Source organism: Vibrio sp. 661 (genome assembly GCF_033339315.1).
Lineage (GTDB): Bacteria > Pseudomonadota > Gammaproteobacteria > Enterobacterales > Vibrionaceae > Vibrio > Vibrio alginolyticus.
The window spans coordinates 72,443-93,826 of sequence record NZ_JAWOUJ010000012.1; the positions used below are offsets into that span (position 1 = coordinate 72,443).

The 21,384-nt window shown below is 45.7% G+C and carries 16 protein-coding genes; 14 read left to right on the forward strand and 2 right to left on the reverse strand.

The window, feature by feature from the left end:
- Positions 1 to 44 precede the first annotated feature (44 nt).
- The 3 genes from R7P69_RS18195 (at position 45) to R7P69_RS18205 (ending at position 4,240) form a co-directional block, all read left to right on the forward strand.
- Positions 45 to 3,131 (forward strand): type I restriction endonuclease subunit R, encoded by a 3,087-nt coding sequence (locus R7P69_RS18195; RefSeq protein ID WP_158159329.1) that lies wholly within the window; start codon positions 45 to 47, stop codon positions 3,129 to 3,131.
- A 289-nt stretch (positions 3,132 to 3,420) separates the two neighbouring features.
- On the forward strand, positions 3,421 to 3,753 hold the full coding sequence (locus R7P69_RS18200; protein ID WP_069516203.1) for a hypothetical protein: 333 nt from the start codon (positions 3,421 to 3,423) through the stop codon (positions 3,751 to 3,753).
- A gap of 73 nt (positions 3,754 to 3,826) precedes the next feature.
- The gene (locus tag R7P69_RS18205; RefSeq protein WP_158159328.1) at positions 3,827 to 4,240 is read left to right on the forward strand and encodes a hypothetical protein; all 414 of its coding nucleotides are present in this window, start codon (positions 3,827 to 3,829) and stop codon (positions 4,238 to 4,240) included.
- Between the two features lie 399 nt (positions 4,241 to 4,639).
- Here the strand turns inward: R7P69_RS18205 and herA are convergent, their stop codons facing one another.
- Both herA and R7P69_RS18215 read right to left on the reverse strand, forming a co-directional pair.
- On the reverse strand, positions 4,640 to 6,469 hold the full coding sequence (herA, locus tag R7P69_RS18210; RefSeq protein ID WP_158159327.1) for an anti-phage-associated helicase HerA: 1,830 nt from the start codon (positions 6,467 to 6,469) through the stop codon (positions 4,640 to 4,642).
- Positions 6,466 to 7,731, reverse strand: a complete 1,266-nt coding sequence (locus R7P69_RS18215; RefSeq protein WP_140219535.1) for an SIR2 family anti-phage-associated protein — start codon at positions 7,729 to 7,731, stop codon at positions 6,466 to 6,468. The genes herA and R7P69_RS18215 overlap by 4 nt, the downstream gene beginning before the upstream one ends.
- Before the next feature lie 341 nt (positions 7,732 to 8,072).
- Here R7P69_RS18215 and R7P69_RS18220 point away from each other — a divergent pair, with 341 nt between their 5' ends.
- The 11 genes from R7P69_RS18220 to R7P69_RS18270 all read left to right on the forward strand — a co-directional run bounded on the left by R7P69_RS18220 (position 8,073) and on the right by R7P69_RS18270 (position 21,107).
- On the forward strand, positions 8,073 to 8,633 hold the full coding sequence (locus tag R7P69_RS18220; RefSeq protein WP_042522733.1) for a hypothetical protein: 561 nt from the start codon (positions 8,073 to 8,075) through the stop codon (positions 8,631 to 8,633).
- 11 nt (positions 8,634 to 8,644) lie between these two features.
- Complete coding sequence (locus R7P69_RS18225) at positions 8,645 to 9,160, forward strand: hypothetical protein (RefSeq protein ID WP_158159326.1); 516 nt, start codon at positions 8,645 to 8,647, stop codon at positions 9,158 to 9,160.
- Entirely contained in the window at positions 9,160 to 9,972 is an 813-nt protein-coding gene (locus tag R7P69_RS18230; RefSeq protein ID WP_033905439.1) for a hypothetical protein, read from the forward strand. The genes R7P69_RS18225 and R7P69_RS18230 overlap by 1 nt, the downstream gene beginning before the upstream one ends.
- Positions 9,973 to 10,100: 128 nt before the next feature.
- Positions 10,101 to 12,725, forward strand: a complete 2,625-nt coding sequence (locus R7P69_RS18235) for a hypothetical protein (RefSeq protein ID WP_213869206.1) — start codon at positions 10,101 to 10,103, stop codon at positions 12,723 to 12,725.
- 3 nt (positions 12,726 to 12,728) lie between these two features.
- Positions 12,729 to 13,076, forward strand: coding sequence for a hypothetical protein (locus R7P69_RS18240; RefSeq protein WP_033905435.1), 348 nt, complete (start codon positions 12,729 to 12,731; stop codon positions 13,074 to 13,076).
- Positions 13,073 to 14,470: a hypothetical protein gene (locus R7P69_RS18245; protein WP_158159324.1), complete on the forward strand. Its 1,398-nt coding sequence runs from the start codon at positions 13,073 to 13,075 to the stop codon at positions 14,468 to 14,470. Before R7P69_RS18240 ends, R7P69_RS18245 begins: the two co-directional genes overlap by 4 nt.
- Before the next feature lie 115 nt (positions 14,471 to 14,585).
- Positions 14,586 to 15,425 carry a hypothetical protein gene (locus tag R7P69_RS18250; protein WP_048626752.1) on the forward strand — a complete coding sequence of 280 codons (840 nt, stop codon included), beginning with the start codon at positions 14,586 to 14,588 and terminating at the stop codon, positions 15,423 to 15,425.
- Positions 15,426 to 15,481: 56 nt separating this feature from the next.
- Positions 15,482 to 15,943 (forward strand): hypothetical protein, encoded by a 462-nt coding sequence (locus R7P69_RS18255; RefSeq protein ID WP_033905433.1) that lies wholly within the window; start codon positions 15,482 to 15,484, stop codon positions 15,941 to 15,943.
- Positions 15,943 to 17,202 carry a hypothetical protein gene (locus R7P69_RS18260; protein ID WP_017634048.1) on the forward strand — a complete coding sequence of 420 codons (1,260 nt, stop codon included), beginning with the start codon at positions 15,943 to 15,945 and terminating at the stop codon, positions 17,200 to 17,202. Before R7P69_RS18255 ends, R7P69_RS18260 begins: the two co-directional genes overlap by 1 nt.
- 71 nt (positions 17,203 to 17,273) lie before the next feature.
- The gene (locus tag R7P69_RS18265; RefSeq protein WP_213916131.1) at positions 17,274 to 18,392 is read left to right on the forward strand and encodes a hypothetical protein; all 1,119 of its coding nucleotides are present in this window, start codon (positions 17,274 to 17,276) and stop codon (positions 18,390 to 18,392) included.
- 90 nt (positions 18,393 to 18,482) lie between these two features.
- Entirely contained in the window at positions 18,483 to 21,107 is a 2,625-nt protein-coding gene (locus R7P69_RS18270; protein WP_048626750.1) for a hypothetical protein, read from the forward strand.
- Positions 21,108 to 21,384: the final 277 nt, after the last annotated feature.

A 21,384-nucleotide genomic window follows, 5' to 3' on the forward strand; every position in this document is an offset into this window, starting at 1 on the left:
TAATCATATTCATAACAAAAACAATAAATAAGAATGGATATAAAATGAAAATAACGGAAGAAATGCTAGAAGACCATTGTATGGTCTGGTTTGGAAGCCTCGGCTACCAAACGTTAAACGGCAGTGAGTTAGAACCGAAAGGTAGTACACCAGAGCGAGAGTCGCTCTCTGACGTCGTTCTCAAACCTCGGCTCCGCCAAGCTCTGCTGAATATCAACTCACACTTGCCAGAAGAATGTATCGATACCGCCATTGGTATCTTGCTCAATACAGTTCCGTCTGTTGAACGTGCTAACCACACATTCCATCGTCAAATCATCGAAGGCATTCAAGTTGAGTATGAAGACGAACGTGGGCACCCTGTAGGGGATAAGGTCAGGCTGGTTGATTTCAATAATGAGCACAATAACTGGTTGGCCGTAAGGCAATTTTCAGTCAACGGTGTCACCAATGGTGAGATCGATAACCGCAGACCAGACATCGTCGTATTTCTAAACGGCTTACCTATTTCACTTCTTGAACTCAAAAATCCTGCCGATACCAAAGCCGATGTATGGCGAGCGTACAATCAAGTTCAGACGTACAAGCAAGCCATCAAAGATCTATTTGTCTTTAACGAGTCCCTAATCATCTCAGATGGGACTGAAGCTTACATTGGCTCACTAACGGCCAATAGAGACCGATTTACTCCTTGGAGAACGATTGACGGCTCTCGTGATGACACTGTCGATACATTGGCCCTTGAGGTGATGGTTCGTGGATTCTTCAATCAAGAGCTTCTTCTCGATTATCTTCAATACTATGTCTCATTCGAAGTCGATAATGAGAAGGTCATTAAGAAGATCGCTGGTTATCACCAATTTCATGGTGTTCGCGCTGCTGTTGAAAGTACGATTCGAGCGACTCGCCATGATGGCGACCAACGTTGCGGTGTTTACTGGCACACTCAAGGCTCTGGTAAGTCACTCTCGATGACATTTTACAGCGCCAAGCTGATGGCATCGCCATCGATGAACAACCCAACAATAGTTGTCGTGACTGACCGTAATGACCTTGATGAGCAGCTATTCGAAACATTTGCTGAAAATGCAGAGCTACTTGGTGATACTCCTGTTCAAGCCAAAGATCGAGATGAACTGAGAGAGCTATTAAATAATCGCCCATCTGGCGGCATCATCTTCACAACCATGCAGAAATTTGCTCCGCCCAAGGGAGAGACTCGCTGTAAGCCACTCACAGATCGCTATAACATCGTCGTTGCAGCAGATGAAGCACACCGCTCACAGTATGGTTTAAAAGCTCGTGTAGACAAGAAAACTAGTGAAATGAAATATGGCTACGCTCAGCACCTTAGGGACTCTTTACCCAATGCAGGTTTCATTGGCTTCACTGGTACGCCGATTGAAATGGAAGACAAGGATACTCGTGTCGTCTTTGGTGACGATGTCTCTGTCTATGACATCGAGCAGGCCCAAAAAGACGGTGCAACCAAACCGCTTTATTATGAGAGCCGTCTAATCAAGCTTGATATGAGCAAGAGTACAAATGAGGAAGACGTAGACTCCAAAGTTGATGAGTTGGTTGCTGAATATGATGAAGATGATCAAGCTAAGGCCAAAACTCGAAATGCGGCATTAGAGGCTCTAGTTTGTGCTGAAGACCGTGTAGATCGCCTGGTTCGCGACTTATTGAAGCATTTTGCCTCTCGCGAAGAGACGTCTCTTTCAAAAGCGATGATGGTCTGTATTAGTCGTGAGGCGTGTGTTCAGGTCTACGATAAGATTGCTGAACTCAAGCCTGATTGGGCAAACGACGACCCAGAGAAAGGCTGCATGAAAGTCATCATGACAGGCACATCTGATGACCCAGCCAAGTACCAAAAGCACATCCATAAAAAACCAATTCAGAAGAAGATCGCTAAGCGAGTTAAAGACCCTGAAGATGAACTGAAGCTGGTCATTGTTTGCGATATGTGGCTGACAGGTTTTGATGCGCCTTGTTTGAATACCATGTATATCGATAAGCCGCTTAAAGGCCATAATTTGATGCAGGCTATCGCTCGTGTTAACCGTGTATTCCGCGATAAAGAAGGTGGTTTGATTGTCGATTACTTAGGTATCGCGCCTGAGCTTCGCAATGCAATTGCGAACTACACAGCAAGCGGTAACGGCTCTCCGACAATTGACCTAGCTGAAGCTTTGGCTGTGACCATGACCAAGCTAGATATTTGCCGTGGGATCATGCACGGCTTCGACTACAGCGACTATCGAACTAATACTCTTGGCTTGCTTGCAGGTGCCATGAACCACATTCTTAACCTTGAAGATGGTAAGAGACGGTTCGATAAAGCGGCCCTGTCTCTATCTAAAGCATTCAGCCTATGTAGCAGCATGGATGAGGCCAAAGATATCAAAGAAGAGATCGCCTTCTTTGAAACACTACGCGCAGCCATTAAGAAATCGACCACCTCAAAACAGCGCATGTCTGATGAAAATGTTCAAACGGCATTGAGGCAAGTTGTGTCTGAAACTATCGTTTCTGGTGAGATTGTAGATGTCTTTCAGTCCGCAGGATTGAACAAGCCAAACATTAGCATTCTCGATGACGATTTCCTTGCAGAAGTCGAAAAAAGTGAGCACAAGAACCTAGCAGTAGAGATGCTCAAAAAGCTCATTCAAGATGAGATAAAGACGCGCACGGTTAAGAACGCTGTCGCTTACAAGACGTTCTCTGAGATGCTACGTAACTCCCTTGATAAATACCGTAACCGTTCGGTTGAGACCAGCGTAGTTATTGAAGAGCTGATTAAGCTGGCTAAGGAGTTACGGGAGTCAGCAGATCGCGGTGAAGAGCTGAATTTAACCAAAGAGGAGCTGGCCTTCTTTGATGCGCTAATCGCTAATGATTCTGCTCGTGAAGCAATGCAGCAGAAAGACATTCTGACTATTGCTAGAAAGCTTGCTGAGGAAATTCGTAAGAGTGCACAACCAGACTGGGCCAAGCGAAAAAACCTTCGAGCCAAGATGCGCCTCAAGATTAAGCAGATACTTAAACGTACTGGCTACCCGCCTGATGAACAGGCGGAAGCTGTCGAGCTTGTTTTAGAACAAGCAGAGCTGGTAAACCCATAAGCAATTATTAATGAGTGCCACCTTGGTCCTACAAAGGTGGTGCAATAATTTATCTCATGTGTGATCAGCCAGATTATCTAAAAAGGCAAATGATAATTGTCCAGAGACGTCTCACGACGCCTAGCTTGGGGACAAAAGCGACTTAGTGCTACTACTCTAAAGCGTTTCTGCACCAGTGCATGCCATGGTCTCCGACTACAACCGTACCATCCTTTACAGTTTGACTTATTAAACCTAATGCGATTATGATGACTCAATAGGCTTGTAGGTTGGTTTTGAAAGTAAAAACATGAGAATAATCATTGTGTTGGCATTGGCGTTATTTACGGCGATGCACACCCAAGCTAAAGATAATAATACCCCCTTATCGTGTCAAACTGACAATGGAACAATGTTTGTAATTGATGATTGGTTAGTTACTGAAATGGGAGGCAAACCAGTCAAATTTAAGGTGGTTGATAAAGATAGCTATTCTGTAACAGGCGTATTTAAGCCAGTAGCTAACGTAGAGATTCATGTTAGGCTATGGAACCAGACTCATTTAGATAAGACGGTTGCTTATTCGGCAGAATTTGAAAATGGTCTTTTAATGAGAGCAAATCAGGTCGATTGTAAGAAGTAATAGCAATTCATTAAACTGTATCCTTACCGCAAGCTTAAACCTGTAGCTGCTTCACAACAAAACAGATAGTCGTATGAATAAAGTGAAAAAAATTAAGAATAAAGTGTTACTTCTAGTTGCGACAATAGTTTCCATACCATGTTCTTATGCCAATGAATTCCTTACTGAAGATTTTTACCTAACATGTACAGATACCACATTCTCAAAAAAGGAAATGATATCTAAGGTTGGAAGTAAAATTAATATCTCTGGATACGGAAAAACGGAGACTAATACTATAAAGAGCTATATGCCCCTTGGAAAAGACGGTGTATTGTTTTTCTTAGAAGAAGAAGATGGGTATAACAGTAGCCAGAAGAGATTAAGATCGGTAACAATAGAACCTCTATCGGGTGAAATACGCATAGGCTACAATATTGCGACAATATTCAAAGATAGTGGTAACTTGCTCGAGACATACCACAAAGACTATATGGATTGTCGCTAAGCTAAGTATATATATCGGTGCTTTCGTTCAAGAGCAAATCAGCACGCTCAACTAGGGTTAATCTGCTCTAATTCACCCTTGGCTAATTCTTGGGTATCCTGCTCTCTCATACCTATTTCTAATGCTAAATATTGATATACAATCCATATGACTATGGAGGGTTTCGAATATGAGTCGAATCGATACGTTATTAACCGAAGCAGATAAAGAACTCTGCGAGGTCTCTGACAAAACGAAAGCGATTTGCAATGATAGATGTAGTTGCTGTCCTTTAGGTATATTACCTGAAATTGAAACTGACAGCGGGGTTGACGAAACCAGTTCTTCATAGTTTACTTTCGTCCAATTTTGACTTGTTATTAAGTCTGGCAACTACAGCCAATATTCCAATTGAGATACTTATGTCCATATTGATGCAAATGCGGCATCAGAAGATTTTGGTTTAGGCTCAGCTTCATCGATAGAAAAGCGAATAGGGATATTGAAAGCTGAACCGAAACCGATAGCGTCCCCTCTAGGTAAGCCAGAAATTTCACTAAGAGTATGTTCGTTACCATTTTCTATCGCATGTCTTAGTGCATTGATGTCCCGCTCATTAGTTAAACGCAAAGAAATCCAATTTGAACACATGGCAAGAACTGTAGAAGATAGCTCTGAAGGCCTCTGCGTACTCACCAGTAAAGAGCAGTTAAATTTACGCCCTTCTTTTGCAAGTCTTTCGTATGCTTTAAGTTGAGTACCTTCCTCCGAAAAAGGGTCTCTAAGGTAATGATGTGCTTCCTCTAAAAGAAGCATTGTTGGATAATTTTGATCTTGGCCTCTTTTAAACAACACATCTGAGTACATTTCTAAAAGTGAACCTAAAATCATTGGGGCATGATCGTCTGCAATATTTTTCAAATTAATGATATGAACGTCCCAATCTTGCAGTTCCCCCAATTTTTTACCAAAAATATAGTCAACTTCTTTCTCAATTTCTTCGTCCCACATGATCGCAGGGTTATTGATAGCTTGGCCACCAGATAGATTAACTACATTGTTAAAGCGAGGGTCGTCTACAAGTTGTTGGATAATCTTAACTAATGGCAAGACGTTGCCATAACTAAAAGCATCCCTTTTACTTGTACCGTTGGGCGTGAATGCTTGGCAGCCAAACTCCGCAACAAGGTTAGCTAGAGCATTAAAAGGAGGCCATGTTGGAAAATACCCAAGTGAGTTGCTTCTTAGTTTTCTCAACCATTGACTTAATTGTTCTTGTCCATCTTGCCGACAATCATCAACCAATTCGAACCAATTTGTAGTTGTAGAAGGCCGTATGGTCTCTCCTGTAAATATAGTGCCATTGTTGCCTGCACAGACCATATGAAGTGATTTCAAGGCATTTCGTAATGCAGGTAATTGTGTTTTATCGCTCGGTCTTAGTAGCTTGATCAAGCCTGCATAACCAAATGCCTGATAAGGAATTTGGTGATAGTCAGGGTGCTTACCATCAAAAACCTCGGGGGGCGGAGGTGGTACGGCTATAGGCGGGAATACTTTAGCGGCGGGACGGCTGCCTAAGATCGTCTCTTTCACTCGTGTGTGTCCAATAAAAGCATCGGCATATTCGCCATTGATATCGAATATAACGAGTCTAGAGCTTTTAAACTTCGCACGAATTCTTTGTGACAATAACGCATTGAAGTTTGATTTTCCATAGCCCGTACTGCCTAGGACGGCAAGGTGTCTTGATAGTAGAGAATTGAGGCCTGCATTAATCTTGGTTGTTTTAGTTCTAGAATCTCGGCCTAGCTCAACAGTGGAATTCTTTTCATCTTCATTAACACCATAGATACTTTCTAGGTAGTCGCTCGATAGTGGAATAGCTTTCGCGCCTAGCGTAGGTAGCTTCCAACTCTCAGAAATAAATTTTCGATTATCACCATCCTGACATACATAGCCGATGGAATACGCTATGAGTTGCCTTAAAGGGGTGTCAATTACATTCATCGTCCCCACATTAGAAGAGTGGGCTTTATCAGGATCAACAAATGCCATGTCTGTAACTCTGGCAATCACAAGATTAGTACCTGCATCTAATCCAATTAAATCACCTGGCTGAGAAACAGAGCTTATACCGCGTCGGTGAGATGCTAATTGACCTTTATGTCCTTCCAGTAAGTTAACGCGAATTTTCGTTCCCTCAAGAGCAACCACATACCCAATAGAATCAATAGTCTCAATGCTCATATCTGATTTCCACTTTGAACTAAATCATTGATCGCAGCTACAAGATCTTGCGTTGAAGTATCTCGAGGGAATAAAACTGGTTTCGGGATGTATTTAACAAATGAATCGAAGTAAGCAGATGAGCCTCCACCAACAATTGTAATTTGATTCAATGACAGTGATTTGAGCTTTTTAATACACTTTTGAGATTCGCTTAAACCTTCGGCATCTACCGAGATTTTATCAAGTTCAGGATAAAAAATAACAATATGTAAAGATGGGTTTAGTAGTGCACCTAGAATTATCCGATTGATATGGTAGTCACCAAAACCATATCCGTTGATGATGATAGCTGTTTGAGGCTTTGATAAGAACTCACTAAACCGACGAAACATCTCGCCATATACAAAGCCGATTGTATGGTGGTACTTATTCGCACCTGGATAAATTAAGAATTGCTTGTCATAAACATGCTCTCCATTTATCAATGGATCAATATAGCGACTTTTAGCCAGAGCAGAGGGGACTTCTTTAATGTCACTGTTATGCTCTTGAATCCATGACAATGAGCCATGTAATTTATGCAAGTAAGCATGATAGTGTCCAAATCTAGCTTCACCTTTTGCATTAACGTTTCTGAAGCTCAAATCAAAATTTTGGGGTTGGAAAGTTCTCGTATGAAGTCCAGAAAAACCATTGACAAGTTGTATACCTATTTCTTCGGCCGCCCACTCTAATGAAAGATCATAGTTGGTGGTGAAAAGCATCGGAGCTGCTTGACCTGGCTGGCGATTTGAAATTAATTTTTCAAGCAGTTCTCTGTGATATTGGAACTTGTCTTGAGACCCTAATTTCTCATCACCAAAAGATTCTTGCTTTACCAGTAGTGCAGCTTTAGTTACTGATTGATATAAGCAAAGGAGGATTTTCTGAAGCTTGCCCACTGGTTGGGACTCAAAATCTGTTTCGATGTTTAATGGTGTTGTCTTTTTGTATACCGATAAATATTGAGTTACTTGATCTAAAAGTTGCTCCACATTTACATCTTTATTATTGATGTTTTCTTGAGTTATGAGATTAAAAGTAAGTAATTCATCGAGTAGATCAGGCGAACAGTTTATTGCATCAAGCCATACTCCTTCCATTGTCATACCGCCACATCCTACGGATGCACCAGCACCAAGAAGAACACCAATGTTTTCTAATTGGCATAAAGAGCCTAGATGACTTTGAAAGTCATCCTCAGAAATTGCAATACCACCTTGATAGATAAAGTTACTCATTTGATTATTCTCAAATAAAAACACACTGAGAACATTGTGCAACTTTATGTGTATAAAAACAATGAATCACGTAGTCAAATGAGCTGAGGAAAGACAAGTATCTTATTGAACTTTCTACACATGGGATGAGTGTGTAGGTTTGCAAAGTCGGTCGTTAAACATTCTTATGCTTTACAAGTGAGTGAAGTGGTTGTCCTAACTCACTTTTGTCCAAAAATGAGTTTCGGTCTTTGTTGTCCATCGACAATAACAAAGTTTAAATCGCGTGCCCTATTTGTTTGAGTTAATATTCACCAAGCCTATCCCCTATCTCAAAATGCGCCGCCACTACCGGAGCGGCCATGACACCGATTGAACTACTCGAAGACGTGAAAGCGAGATTCCCTATCTTGCTCCACGACGACGAAAAGGCGCTGTTAAGCCTACTGCGTAAAGCGCTGGCCAAGTACCAAGAGATTGCCGGATTTACCACTAAAATCCGCATCCAACAAAGCGACTTAGCCGATAGCAATCAGTTTGAATTACCGTCCGACTTTGCTGCAAGGCTGGTGGTCAAAGATGACCGTGGCCGTTATGTGCGTAGCGAGGTTTGGGGCAACGTTCTTGAACTGAAATTAACGGGCGCAGAAACATTCCCACTGACATTGATGTACATGCAAAACGTACTCAATGAGCCGTTTGATTCGTTCCAGCTTCCAACGCCGTGCATTAGCTTACTTGGCGATTATCTGGAATTGCTGATCACTATCCCGAACGCAGAGCGTCAACGCCGTATTGCCATCGCTGGCAAGTTGGATGTGACCGATATTGCTGCCGAACCTGATCTAGCCGCACGTAAAGCCGAGATTGAAAACTCAATGCGCGCGAACCGTGCCATTGTTCCACCAGTATCGTTGCTCTAAGCGAGGTGGCCATGAATCCATACATGCAGCTCGCCAAACGCGCGACCAATAACTTTATGAATAAGCCGTGGCTGCAAGGCTGGCAATGGGCGGTAGAAATCGACTCGCCGGACGCGCCAACGGACTTTGATATTTACGTAAAGGATATTGATTTTGGTGCTGGCTCTATCGATGCGGATTCATTCCAAGTCGGTTCTGGCTCGATTGCGCTGCCTACATACAGCAGCGTTGGCGAAATCACGCTAACGGTTCGTGATGACCAAAACCTGACTATCTCCAAGTGGTTTGAAAACCGAATCAAGAAAGTCAGAAACCAAGACGGCACACTCAACATCCCTAAAGAGTACGTGTTTAAGGTCAACATTTTTACGCTCAATGAGGACGGCAAAAAGTCTCTCTATAAGAGCTATCAAGTCTTTCCTACCAAGATTGGCAACGTGATGTTTTCACGCGAAAACGGCAACCAGATCCAGTCATTCCCGCTCATTCTCCAAAAATTTATGTCTGTAGGTAACAAGATACTGTAATGCACATTCCGTCATTTCCACTACCAAGTAACATTTCAGAAGTGATTGAGTTTCGAGTCCCAACCGTGGAAGACGCTCTATTGTTCTGCGACCTCAACGAGTACCAAGAGGAAGCCAACACAACTCGCTATCTGAACCACATGCAAGACACCAGTAAGCGCCCTATGAGTGATAGCGGCCTATGGACTGGTGAAGATCGCCGCGCAGCATTGTGGTGGATTTTTATGTCCACCAGCGAGCTAGGCACTATTCCCTTTAGCTATGAGTGCGAGCACTGCAAAGAAACTCACTATCTCGATCTCAATATGGGCGAGCTAATGGAATCGGCCAAAGCGCTCAATGGATTGCCAAAACAAGAGATCACCTTAAGCGTGAAAGGCAAGTCATACCTAGCGAACGTGAAACCACTAACCGGTTACGAAGCGGAGCAACTTGAGAACATTCGCAATGAGCGCGACCAGTACGAACCGGACAGCGCTGAATGGAAGCAGCAAGCGAATCACATGGCGCTCACTGAGCTGGCCTACTGCCTAACGTTCGAAGATCAACCCAAAGACCAAGACGATGCCCTAGTGTGGAAAATCGACCTATTGAAATCGATGTACCTCAACACGGAATTTCGTGTGGCCTTTGCCAAGGTTGAAAAGTGCCTACGCAACGCGCGTCACGGATTGCTCACCAAGTACGACGAGGGGCGTTACTACCTAGTCGCCACCATTCCGCAGTGCCAGAAAGTTATCGAGCAAGGAGGTGAAGCAACTCGAACGTTGCTCTTACCCTTTCGGCATAACGACTTCATTACAACGTTTTGATTACGTTGGTTGGAACGTACTGATTGAGAACTTAACGATCTACGGTGGCCAGCCTATCGATGCGGTATTCAAAACACCTCAAACGATGGCCATAAGCCTAGATAAAGCGCTCCAAGACAAGGTGAAAAATGGACAGAAACCAACAAGAGGTTGATCTTTCACTGGTTGTTGATGCAGTGAAGCGAGCCAGTGACAAAGAGCTGACCGTGCTATCTGAGATTAGTCGCAAACTCGATGGCAAGACTCTACCAAAGAGCCAACAAAAGGCCGTCCTTGCAGTGGATACAAAGGGCATCGAAAAGGCGGTAACTAAGGGCGTTTCCAATGCCTCTCTTAACGTCTCTACTATTCCGAGCATTAATCTACAAAAAGGATTAAAACAACAATCAAGCGACACACCTAAACCAAGTGCAACCAAGACCAAGCGTACAGGTGAAATTGAGTTGTCATTTGCGCCGAATCAGCCAGCAGAAACACAAGCCAAGCCGGACGCCAAAGCGATCGAGCAAAGCAGCTCTGTAAGTGGCGTAAAGTCGATTGCTGACACGCTCAAAAGCGAGGACGCGCGCGAGCCAGTAAAACAAGCGCCCGTTGTCGTGAATGTAGAAGCGCCAGAATTCAATTCTGAACGTTTGGATACCTCAATCCTTGATGATGTACCAGAGAAGTTAGAAAAGGCTGTCTCTGACGCACTGGCAGAGTTTGAGGGCTATTGGGAAGACGCTAACGGCAAGCTTCGACGCTCCGATGGTCGCTATGCGAGTAAGCAAGAGCAATCGGCTTACAAGAACGCACAACAAACCGCATTAGAGCGCCAAATTGAAAAGCAAACCGACACGGAAAAGGAAAGCCAGAACGTTTTTGCCAAGGTGGCCACCAGCCTTAAGCAACTGGCCATCAATAACGTGAAAGAGTTCCTACAGGAAGAAAACGACGCGACCGATGCGGCTGGCGCTGCGGCTGGTGGTTCGTTCTTCTACTCCGCTAAAGAGCTTTACCACTTAGGGCAAGACGCTAAAGACGCACTGGATGAAGTGACCGAAAAAGCCACCTCAACCAAAGACAAGCTAAAAGAATCGAAACTAGGCCGACTCTTTACCCGAGGCAAGAAAGCGCCCGAGGCAGACAGTCAGGCCGTTACAGCCATAGAGACAGTTAGCCATGAACAACTATCAGCGACAAAAGATTCGTTCGAGACAAGCCATTCAACGCAAATTACGCCTAGTGATCGACCTAACCGTGATGGTGCTAGGGGTAACGTGTCTGTCAATCGTGGTGGGGTCGATTCTAGCCGGATAAGCAAGGCCAGTGAGCTAACAAGCACCAAAGATCAGAGCTACCGAGCAAACATGCTTGAGGTATTGCACGAGTCCAGTGCTGACCGCGAACGCCAGTTCGATGATGTGCTAGATAAGCTTGATGATCTGATTTCGGCAACCAAAGCAGCGGCGAACGATGGCCAAGGCGGTCTATTAGATCTCGCTGGCGATATGTTTGAACGCCGCCGTGGGCGCGCTGGTGGACATACTGGCCGTAAAGCGGGTGGCAAACGTGGCCGAATCAAATCGCTTATGTCAGGCATTGGCAGCAAAGCCTCAAACGTGGCCAGCAAGGGCGTATCGATGGCGGGTGCTGCCTTTAAAGGTATGTCTAAAATCGGCTCTGTTGCTGGCAAGGCGATCCCTTTCCTTGCTCCGGCCTTAATGGCCTACGATGCGTTTAGCGAATTCACTGACAAAGACAAGCAGAAAGAGACGTTCAACCTCAAAGATAGCCAAGAGGCGACAACTGGCCAGAAAAGCTCAATGGCATTGGCGAACGTGCTCGATTTGGGTGGTCTAGTCAGTGGTGGTGCTGGTTTGCTTGGTGCGGCGCTTGGTGCGTTCGGTTTTGATGGTGCTAAGGAAGCGTTGACCTTTGATTCTAACGATCTAGCCAAGGGCATTTACAAGCTGTTTGGCGGCGAGATTGAGGATGACAAAAAGGCCAAGCCAGAGAAAGAGGAACACCTTAAGAGCGCCGAAGCCTACCACACAGCTAAAGTGTCCGGCGACGAGAAAACCATGCGCGAACTTGATGCGAAAAACTCAACTCAAGTGACCTCCCAAGAGGCATCGCAAAATGTCAGCGAGCAAGGCATTAGCCAGGACAAACGTGTGAAAGTGGCCAAGGAAACTGGCATGGATATGTCCGGTATGGTCGAGCATCCCGAACTTGGCCAAGTCTACTCGCCAGAGAAGAAAGCCGAGCAGGTTGCCGCCGTCGATGCGGAGATCAAACGCCGTAAAGAGGCCGAGGCAGTAGCCGCTCTAACCAAGGCAGCAAACAACACGCAAACCAACAGCGTGACCACAGCCAGCCATGAATCATCCATCAATACCGAGCTAAGTAACCAGAAAACGGACACTCAATCCGTGGTGAAAGTGGATACCGAAAACACCTCGAATAAGACGGTTGCAACTCAATCATCCATCCAACGCAATGAGCGAGTTAGCGAGCTGCAAGCACAGGCAGCAATGAAAGACCTCAAAGAGAGCGGCAAGCCTCAAACCGTGGAACTTAGCAAGCATTCATTGGATGCCATTGGGCGCGCGGTTAGCGGCAGCGATGCAACCAAACCAACCACTATCTTTGCAGCGCCTAGCGGTGGCTCAAGCAAAGACAAACCAGCGTCAGCCACTAAGGCTAGCGGCTCTATTCCTCTCAACTTTGATGACCGTTCGTTACAGCGTCAAAGCGCTGATATGGAGTGATAGTTGAGCCAAGAAATTGATTACTTACTACGAGTCGATATTGACGGTGTAAAAGTAGCCGATGAGAAGCACGCGATCGTTGCGCGCGTCTCTGAATGGCTCGATACACCTCAAGGCCAAGTTTGGGGCGCTCCAAAATGGGGCAACAGATTAGGGGCATACAAGCATGAACCAATAAACGAAACCACAGCAGCAGCTATCGAAAACTCAATCCTATTAACCCTCCCAATTGACGTGAAAGACGCGGTGGTTCAAGGCATTGCCGTAGAGCCAAGCGTGAACGGTATCGATGCCTACAAATTGACGATCGTTGTGAACGGTCAAACGTTGGAGAGAGGTATTACGTTTTGAGCAAGTTAGAAGAAGTCAAAAAGACCTTTAACGAGGCGATTGCTGGTTCAAGCTGGTGGTCGCGTCATATTGGTTCGCAGTTCGTTGACTACCTTTGCTTATTTGTGGCCAAGATTGTTGAACGCATGGCAGCAATCAGTAGCCGTGCATTGCAAGAATCCTACCTAACGCTAGCCACTAAACGCACCTCCATTTTGGCGGGTGCTGAAACTGAGGGCTATGTAGGGCGAAAAGCAGCGCCATCGAAAGGCCGTGCGCTAGTGACCAATACTGGAACAAAGCGCGTTACCTTGCCGAAATACAGCCAATGCGTGGCTGACAATCAATTGCGCTATACGCTAATGGAAGCCATTGATCTTATGCCGCAAGAAAGCGCCGCAGTAGAGGTGCAACAGTTCGAAGTGTCCAAGATGACCTACACGGTCGATGAAGGAAAAAACTGGTTGGCCGTGGCGTTCCCTCAAGAGCTGACTAAGCGTATTCATAACATCATCGTGCGCGTGAACGGAGAAGAATGGACGCACGTCTTTAAGTTTCGTAATACAGACGGCAAATCCAAAGCCTACATGGAGTATTACAAGCCAACCGACCAGCTAGGCGTTCGTTTTGGTAACAACAATAACGGTCGTGCGCCAGCGACAGGTGATGTAATTGAGTTTGAGCTATGGCTGACTAATGGTGTGACTACCCTACTCGATGCGCAGTATTTAGAGCTTATCGATATGGGGGTTCAAAGCGCCTATAAAGACCAGCTCTCAATCAAAACTTCCACCAGCATTATCGGCGGTGCAGAGCCGGAAGACATTGAATCAATCCGAAACAACGCCCTTTACTCGCCAATCTATGACGAGCAGATAGCGTGGGACTCGGATTACATGACCTTTGTTAAGCGCAATATTTCTGGTATTACTTGGTTGTCGATTTGGGGTGAAGCGGAGCAGGAAAAACTCACAGGAACGCCGGACGTTCGCAACATCAATACGATCTTTATTTGTGCTTACTCTGCCGATAAAACCGACGAGATTTTGAATCAGGAAATCCAAGTTCTATTCGCTGGCCGAGAGGGCTATAACGAGCGCTATAAGCTGGTGGAGCGTAAGGACGTGCCATTTACCGTGACGGTCAAAGGTAAGCTTTACCCAAGTTCAAATCCAGAATGGGCGACAAAGGTACTGGCCGATGCGTTAGATGAGAAATTTGGCAAACAGACAAGTCGCAATGAGCGCATTACCAAAAACCAAATTTGGGATGCCATCCAAGAGCTCAACGTGACTTTGGGTATTAAAGAGTTTGAGGTTGAAGTCGTTGGGATTCTTGACCGCATCCCGATTGATACTTACCACTATTTAGATGTGAATGCGTCAACCATTCAACTGAACTTCGATTACTCATAGAAGTTTTCGCACGGAGCAAGAAAGACACGGATGTTTTCGCATGCGAGAACTTTAAGAAACATCATCCCGTATAGTTTTCGCATGCGAAAACTTTTACACCAATAAGGCGAAAAACATGGCATTTGGAGACTTCAGAAAATGGCTATCTGGCCAGCTAACCAAGGCGCGTCAAAAGGAAACCGCTTGGGTAGATTTAGCAAGCGCGATCGCAGAGTCAATTGAAACTCACGTAGAGTCATACATTGAAAAGCTCAAAGCGCGTTCTTCACTGTACGAAATGGACAAAGAATCGCTGCTAGAAGACATTAAAGAGCTGCGAAAAATCTTCCCACTAGGCGAAGTGGCCGATGAGGACTTGCCACACGTTGTGATGCAGCGTAAGGACGAAATTCACTTTAAAAAGACCATTTATCCACTTATCTCAACGCTCGCGCGTGAATTTAAAGGGTTACGTGTTAAGTGGGAACGAATCTACGCGCCAGTAGACCAAGAGCAATTTCCATACGGCACGTTCTTAGTTCCCGAGTCAGAGTTAGAGCTGCAAAACGGACTAAACCCGAGCGACTTTTTTCTGACTAGTCGCGGTGCTATTCGCATCCCTTTGAACGACATTGCAGGTGAGGACGGCATTACCGAGGAAGCCATTCGAGCATTCGAAGCGAAGATTAAGCGAGTGGTGCATCCTCTTATCCCATTACGAATTGTTTTAGATGGCCAATTGTATTCTATTGAATTTGAAGTCATGGATATGGTGGAAATACCTAGCTATTCTGACCATGTTACGGTTGGAAAACAGACCACGACCGATATAGAATCAACACCGATCTATAAACAGGATTTCGTTCAAACTGGAACGACGACACAGGAAGAACGCCCTGCTAGCCCTATGTATGGTACACCTAGAATGGATGCGATCCCCTTAGATGCGATCTCCATTGATAGACGGTACTATTAACCCTATTCCTATTCCCCGTCCCATTAAAGCGCCACGACTTATACGAGGTCGTAAAGGTGCTTACACAAAAAGTAGTCCTATCGCAGTGTGAACTGCTTAATCGTTATTACGACGAACGCGCCTTGTCGTCGTTGCCTACCAATGGTACTGAGCCTTATTTCCAATTTGGCGATCTTGAATGGGGTTTTGACCTTATCCAAGAAATTGAGGGCAAGCCTAGCTGCATGCCTATCCCACTGGATAAGACAACCGTTGAAAACGTGTTTTACCGTTCTAAGGCGAACTACGCCTATGTGAACGGCAATATCGTAATCACGGCAAACTTGCCAGCGGGTACGCTAGCAGAAGATGAACAATACCAGTTCTCTTGCGTCGGCGTGAAAGATGCGAGCGGCGGTCTGATTCTAGTGGCTGTCACTCAACCAGTTTGGATCTACTCTGACCGTGGTCTATCGATAGAAATCGTGATTAACACGGCTCGCACGGATAGCGCTCAATTGGCGCAGGTAGGTGCCTAATGAGTCGCCCAAACTTCGAAGAAACGATCATCATCCCGCCACTGCTAACGGACTGGCAAGCGCTACCGCTTATCACCGATACGCAGTACCTAGAACCACTGGCCAGTAACAGCCTAAACCGTAAGTTTTACGGCATCGTTCGCGCTGGTATTTTCCGTGGTTTTGAATGTGCTCCTGCTGGTGGAATGAAACTGCGTGTGAGCAGTGGTGAACAATTTGGCGTGGCGTTAGTTGAGCGCGACGACTATGTGTTAACCGTTCGACAACAACACGATGTTGATGTGGAGATTCCGGCTGGTGCCACTTCTTATGTGGTGCTCGAAGCGTTCTATAAGTTTGGCGTAAAGACAAAACAAGTCGATTTAGCGTCAGACATTGAAGCGTCCGAAATTAAGGTGCTTCCGCAGGAAGCGGTTGAAGATCATCATTTGATATTGTGTCGCGCTACCGTGCCAGATGGCGTTACCCAACTCAAAAGTGAACACCTTAACTTTGATGATCGTGAACAAGGCGGTTATGACCTACAAGGTCACGTTTCACATCCCGATCCACATAAGCAATATGCGATGCGCGCCGAAGCCAATGCGCACTACGCAGACCGTGAAAACCCGCACCATGTAACCAAAGCGCAAGTTGGCCTTAGCTTGGTAAACAACTGGGACGCAACCAGTCAGATAAACGTAGATAACGATCAGCTTTATGCCACTGCGAGAGCCATCAAGTTGGTTCACGACAAAGCTGCTGCTGCATACAACAAGTCGGTTGAACATTGGCCGTATATTGCGTCTGGTGGCGAAACAAAAATCGCATTGCCTTACGAAGTGCCGGAAGTAGATTCATTGTCTATCCAAGGTATCGTGCAGACCAAAGACAGTGCTTGGCAATTCTTGAAAGACACTAATGAGGTTGAAGTAGCCGAACCACTTGAAACGGGTGATGAAGTGGTGATTACTCTAGGTGTCCCATCACTAAGCTCAAGCTCTATCATTGCCGAGCTTCAAGAGCATATCGATAACCTTGAAGCCATCATAAACAGCGGTATCGCTGGCGCGCCTATGGAAGTATTCCATAGCCACTTCGCTAGTACGTCGAATACTTTCACTGTTCCACCAGTCTTTGAAGAACGCGCGATTAAGCTGGTGTTCCTACAGGGTGTGCAGCAATCAAAAGATATTGCTTACACCATCTCACCGGACGGTGATGTTATCCAGTTTGTTGACGAAATTGCAGCAGGAACGGAGATCACCTTGGTCGGCTAATCAGTTTTCAAATTCCCCTAGCCCTATTCCCCATAAATGCCCTTTTTACTAACAACGAAATTGGATTTTTTATGGCTACACAAAACAAATTAACTCGCATCAACCGTCTTGTTTCTGATCTTTCAGCGCAAGACGTTGGTGCATTACCAGCGGGCGCTCGCGCAACAGACTCATCAAAACTAGAGGGGAAAACCAAGGCACAAGTTGTCAGTGAAGCGCGCTCCAATCTTGTCCCAACTTCTCGCACTATCAATAACAAACCACTAACGGGCGATGTGACTCTGACTCACTCAGATGTGGGCGCAGCGCCAGCAAGCCACACGCACGACTACATCCCTAACAACAAGAAAGGCGTTGCAGAGGGTGTGGCTACACTAGATAGCACTGGTAAGATCCCACAAGGCCAATTGCCAGCTATCGCTATCAAAGAAACGTTCCCTGTTAAGTCAGAAGCGGAAATGCTTGCTCTTACAGCGCAAGAGGGTGATATGGCAATCCGTTCGGATCTGCGTAAATCATTCGTTCTTATGCGCCAACCAGCGAGCACACTAGCGAACTGGCAAGAACTATTAACACCGACTGACGCCGTTTCGTCGGTTAATGGTCAGCGCGGTAACGTAGTGCTTGAAGCGACTGACGTTGGCGCGGAACCAGCGCTTGAGAAAAAAACAGCATTCAACAAAGACTTTGGTACTACCGCTCACACAGTGATGCAGGGTAACGACTCTCGCGTTGTGAATGCAGTGCCAAAGACTCGCACCATCAACGGTCACGCGCTAAGCGCAAACGTCGAGCTAACCGCAGAAGACGTGGGCGCACTAGACGCTGGCGCAACTGCCGTTAACGCAGCGAAGCTTGAGAACACAACTAAATCTCAAATCATTTCACAAGCGCGTAGCGGTCTAGCAGCTAGCGGCGCGTCATACACCAAAGCGGAATCTGACGGTAAGTATGCCACCAAGGATAGCCTAGGCGTCTCAATCAAAGACGCGATCCGAACGGTAGATATTACTGTCGAATCTGCATCAACTACGGTGGCTCTGCCAGCAGGTACAGTGTCAGCAATCCTTGTTCTAAGCGTGTGCGGTGTAATGCAGAACGCAGGTGTATGGAGCCTATCTGGCAACACAATTACGTTTGGTGAGCAGTTACAAGCTGGTGACATTGTGACTGTTATCGGCTTCAAGTAAGCCATGACCTTTCCTACTTCCCCATTAACGATGTGCTCCGGCGCTTTGTCGGAGTTGCTAGTCAATGAATTGAGAAAGGCATATTTCTGAATGGCATTAAAAAAATTGACTCAAGTTGGTGGTAGTCCAGCTCGAAAATTGCGTGAAGAAATCACGACAAAAGTGGATGAGCACGCTAGCAATAAAACGAACCCGCACGGAGTCACAAAGGCACAAGTAGGCTTAGGTAACGTACCAAACTATCCGGCCACCAGCTCGGTATCAGACACGTCCAACAGTAAACTTGCGACCGCTGGTGCTGTTAAACAAGCATACGACAAAGGCGTTGAGGGTTTAAATCGCGGTAACGCAGCTTATGACCGCGCAGAGCAAGCAGAGACAAACGCGAACAAGCACACCGACGAACGTATCAGCACTTTGATTGGTGGTGCGCCAGCAGAAGCGCTCGATACAATCAAAGAGCTTGGTGACGCGCTCATGGATCAAGAAGATGCGGTAGCGGCCATTACAACCAACATTGCTCAACACAAATCAGACAACTCGAACCCACACAAGGTTACGAAAGCTCAAGTTGGTCTATCAAACGTGCCGAACTACGCATTCACAGCAGCGGTTAATGATGCTAGCGATGTGAAATTTGCGGCGGCAGGTGCCGTTAAGAAAGCGTATGACCTTGCAGCCTCAAAGATGACTCAAGCGCAAGCCGATGGCCGCTACCTAAAACTGTCAGGCGGTACATTGACTGGTGGCCTACTCATTGATGAGGGCAGTTCCAATGTTTCTCAATTGCACATAGGTCATGCAGGTAAGCGCTTTCATGTTGAAACGAAAACCGATGGCACCTTTGAGGTTGTAGAAAGTGACGTTTCAAGTCGATTAAAGATCCGCAAAGGTGGTGAATCAACACTATACGGCTCCCTAAACGCTACAGAGTCGGTATCTTCGAATCGTAGTGTTGAAGTGCAAGGCACTCGCGCTGGTAATAACGTTCCATCGAGCGAGCAAGTTAAGCTGGACGGGTACGGGTTGATTGGTAATCGTCGGGCGGTTTACTTAACGAACGGTTCTAATTCGTCGGATGCTTACGTTCAAATCGCGGTGGGTGGTGCTCATAATGGTGGAGTGGCCAAGCTAGATCTGACTCGCTCAGAGCTTAATTCCAATGTTCCTATCAAGATTCAAGGGCAAAAGGTAATCACCGAGGCGAACAACCGTACTCAAGTTGTCCGTACCTCTTTAGGAAGTGATAATTCTTGGTGTCAGGTTGCTAACGTAACGATGCCTCAATCAAGCTCTACTGCGGTTATTGAGTTCTTTGGTGGTGCTGGCTTTAACACTGACTTGCACTATCAGTCGTCACGACATCAAATGATTCTGAGAGCCAGTAACGGAAACCCTAAAGGTCTAAATGGTCAGGTTATTACAGACCATCCTAGCGGCTTACCATTTAGTGAGTTTGGTTGGGTAAATACTAGCGGTGACAATTACGCCATCTATGTAAAAACACGTAGTGCCTACAGTACGAACATTCTTATTCGATACATGTGTAGTCACACCATTACGCCATACGTTAGCAATAAGGGGGCAAGCCAGCCAGCGGGTATTGTCAAAGGGCGAATGGTCACTAGCTATACGTCTTACAATAAAGACTTAGGGGCAATTAACTCTGTTGATGGAAAGGGTTTAGAGCTTGATTACTCTACAAAGAAAACTTGGATTGGTTCTCGTAATTCTTCTTGGTGCCACCTCCAAACGGAAGCATCGAGTGGTTTCTATTTCTACAATCCCATCGTAGCTTCTTCGGGTCTAAATATAAATTTAAACCAAACCTTGGATTTTGGTGGTAAACAAGGGATTAGAGCTACAGATGGTTCTTGGTTACGAATTAACGATGCTGGTGGCTTTTCTGGTGTCTTTTTCGGTAACTCATTGCTTCGTACTGATGGTGAAATAACAGTTGGCTCATGGAGTGGTTCGACTGATTCCGTTCGTATGGATAATAGTTTTATGGATTCATCATGGGCGACGAATGGCCGTGCGGGATTCAGTATCAACTGTAGAGATAGTTCAAGTGCGCATTGGGCGTTAGCCTCTTACTATGATGGCACCAATATCCGTTCTGGTATTCAGATCCTATCTAACTCAGAGGGTCGGATGCGCTTCTACACTAACCGCCGCAGTAATTATGTAGACATTAAGGACGGCAATGTATATGCAGGTTCGCCTCAGAGCTCGGCTGGTAACTCTCTCGCACGTAAAGACTACGTTGATAGTAAACTAGCGGGTGTTTCATCACGCGCTGGAGAGGTTGCCTTGGGCTGTAATGCGGGGCTAAGAGAGGGCAACCTTACGATAGATGGCATTACATGGGAGTTCAAGAATTGGATAGGATGTTTCCTCGATCCGTTTGATTTGATTAACTACAACGCTCCGGTTGCTGGTTTTGATGTTCGTGTTGAGGGGTATTACGAAATTGAATGGACTGCGATACGACGCCGCAATGCTTCAAACTCATCGACTGTGTACTCTGCAATCGCCAAAAGCAATAAAATTATAGCGGAGGCTCAAAGTGATTCCAACGACTTCGATGCCGTGCCAACGACTTGTCGATGGGTAGGAAAATTATACTACGGTGAGCTTATTCAATTCTTAGACAGAGGTGCATCCACGCCTATTCGGGGTTCGCATTTCTCGATCCGCTACATCAAGCCATAACCATCAACCAAAGGGACACGATGCTGTCCCTTTTTTTGCAAAAGTTTTCGCATGCGAGAACTTTAAAACATGCCATTCCCTAAAGTTTTCGCATGCGAAAACATGGGCGCATATTGATGCGAAAATCAATATTTATATAATCTTCCTCGTCAAATATCGATTCGACTCGACTATCCTCGTTGGAAGTTTTGTATGCGTTGCCGCGCAACAAAACGCTTGGATTAGCCTCTCACCAGCCTTTTGGGTGAGAGGCTTCTTTTTTATATAGGCTCTTGAA

Bases quoted from the DNA above. Each gene is read 5' to 3' on its own strand.
- R7P69_RS18260 (WP_017634048.1), top strand. From the start codon at position 15,943: ATGAGTCGCCCAAACTTCGAAGAAACGATCATCATCCCGCCACTGCTA.
- R7P69_RS18230 (WP_033905439.1), top strand. From the start codon at position 9,160: ATGCACATTCCGTCATTTCCACTACCAAGTAACATTTCAGAAGTGATT.
- R7P69_RS18195 (WP_158159329.1), top strand. From the start codon at position 45: ATGAAAATAACGGAAGAAATGCTAGAAGACCATTGTATGGTCTGGTTT.
- herA (WP_158159327.1), bottom strand. From the start codon at position 6,469: ATGAGCATTGAGACTATTGATTCTATTGGGTATGTGGTTGCTCTTGAG.
- R7P69_RS18265 (WP_213916131.1), top strand. From the start codon at position 17,274: ATGGCTACACAAAACAAATTAACTCGCATCAACCGTCTTGTTTCTGAT.
- R7P69_RS18215 (WP_140219535.1), bottom strand. From the start codon at position 7,731: ATGAGTAACTTTATCTATCAAGGTGGTATTGCAATTTCTGAGGATGAC.
- R7P69_RS18220 (WP_042522733.1), top strand. From the start codon at position 8,073: ATGACACCGATTGAACTACTCGAAGACGTGAAAGCGAGATTCCCTATC.
- R7P69_RS18205 (WP_158159328.1), top strand. From the start codon at position 3,827: ATGAATAAAGTGAAAAAAATTAAGAATAAAGTGTTACTTCTAGTTGCG.
- R7P69_RS18225 (WP_158159326.1), top strand. From the start codon at position 8,645: ATGAATCCATACATGCAGCTCGCCAAACGCGCGACCAATAACTTTATG.
- R7P69_RS18200 (WP_069516203.1), top strand. From the start codon at position 3,421: ATGAGAATAATCATTGTGTTGGCATTGGCGTTATTTACGGCGATGCAC.
- R7P69_RS18270 (WP_048626750.1), top strand. From the start codon at position 18,483: ATGGCATTAAAAAAATTGACTCAAGTTGGTGGTAGTCCAGCTCGAAAA.
- R7P69_RS18235 (WP_213869206.1), top strand. From the start codon at position 10,101: ATGGACAGAAACCAACAAGAGGTTGATCTTTCACTGGTTGTTGATGCA.
- R7P69_RS18250 (WP_048626752.1), top strand. From the start codon at position 14,586: ATGGCATTTGGAGACTTCAGAAAATGGCTATCTGGCCAGCTAACCAAG.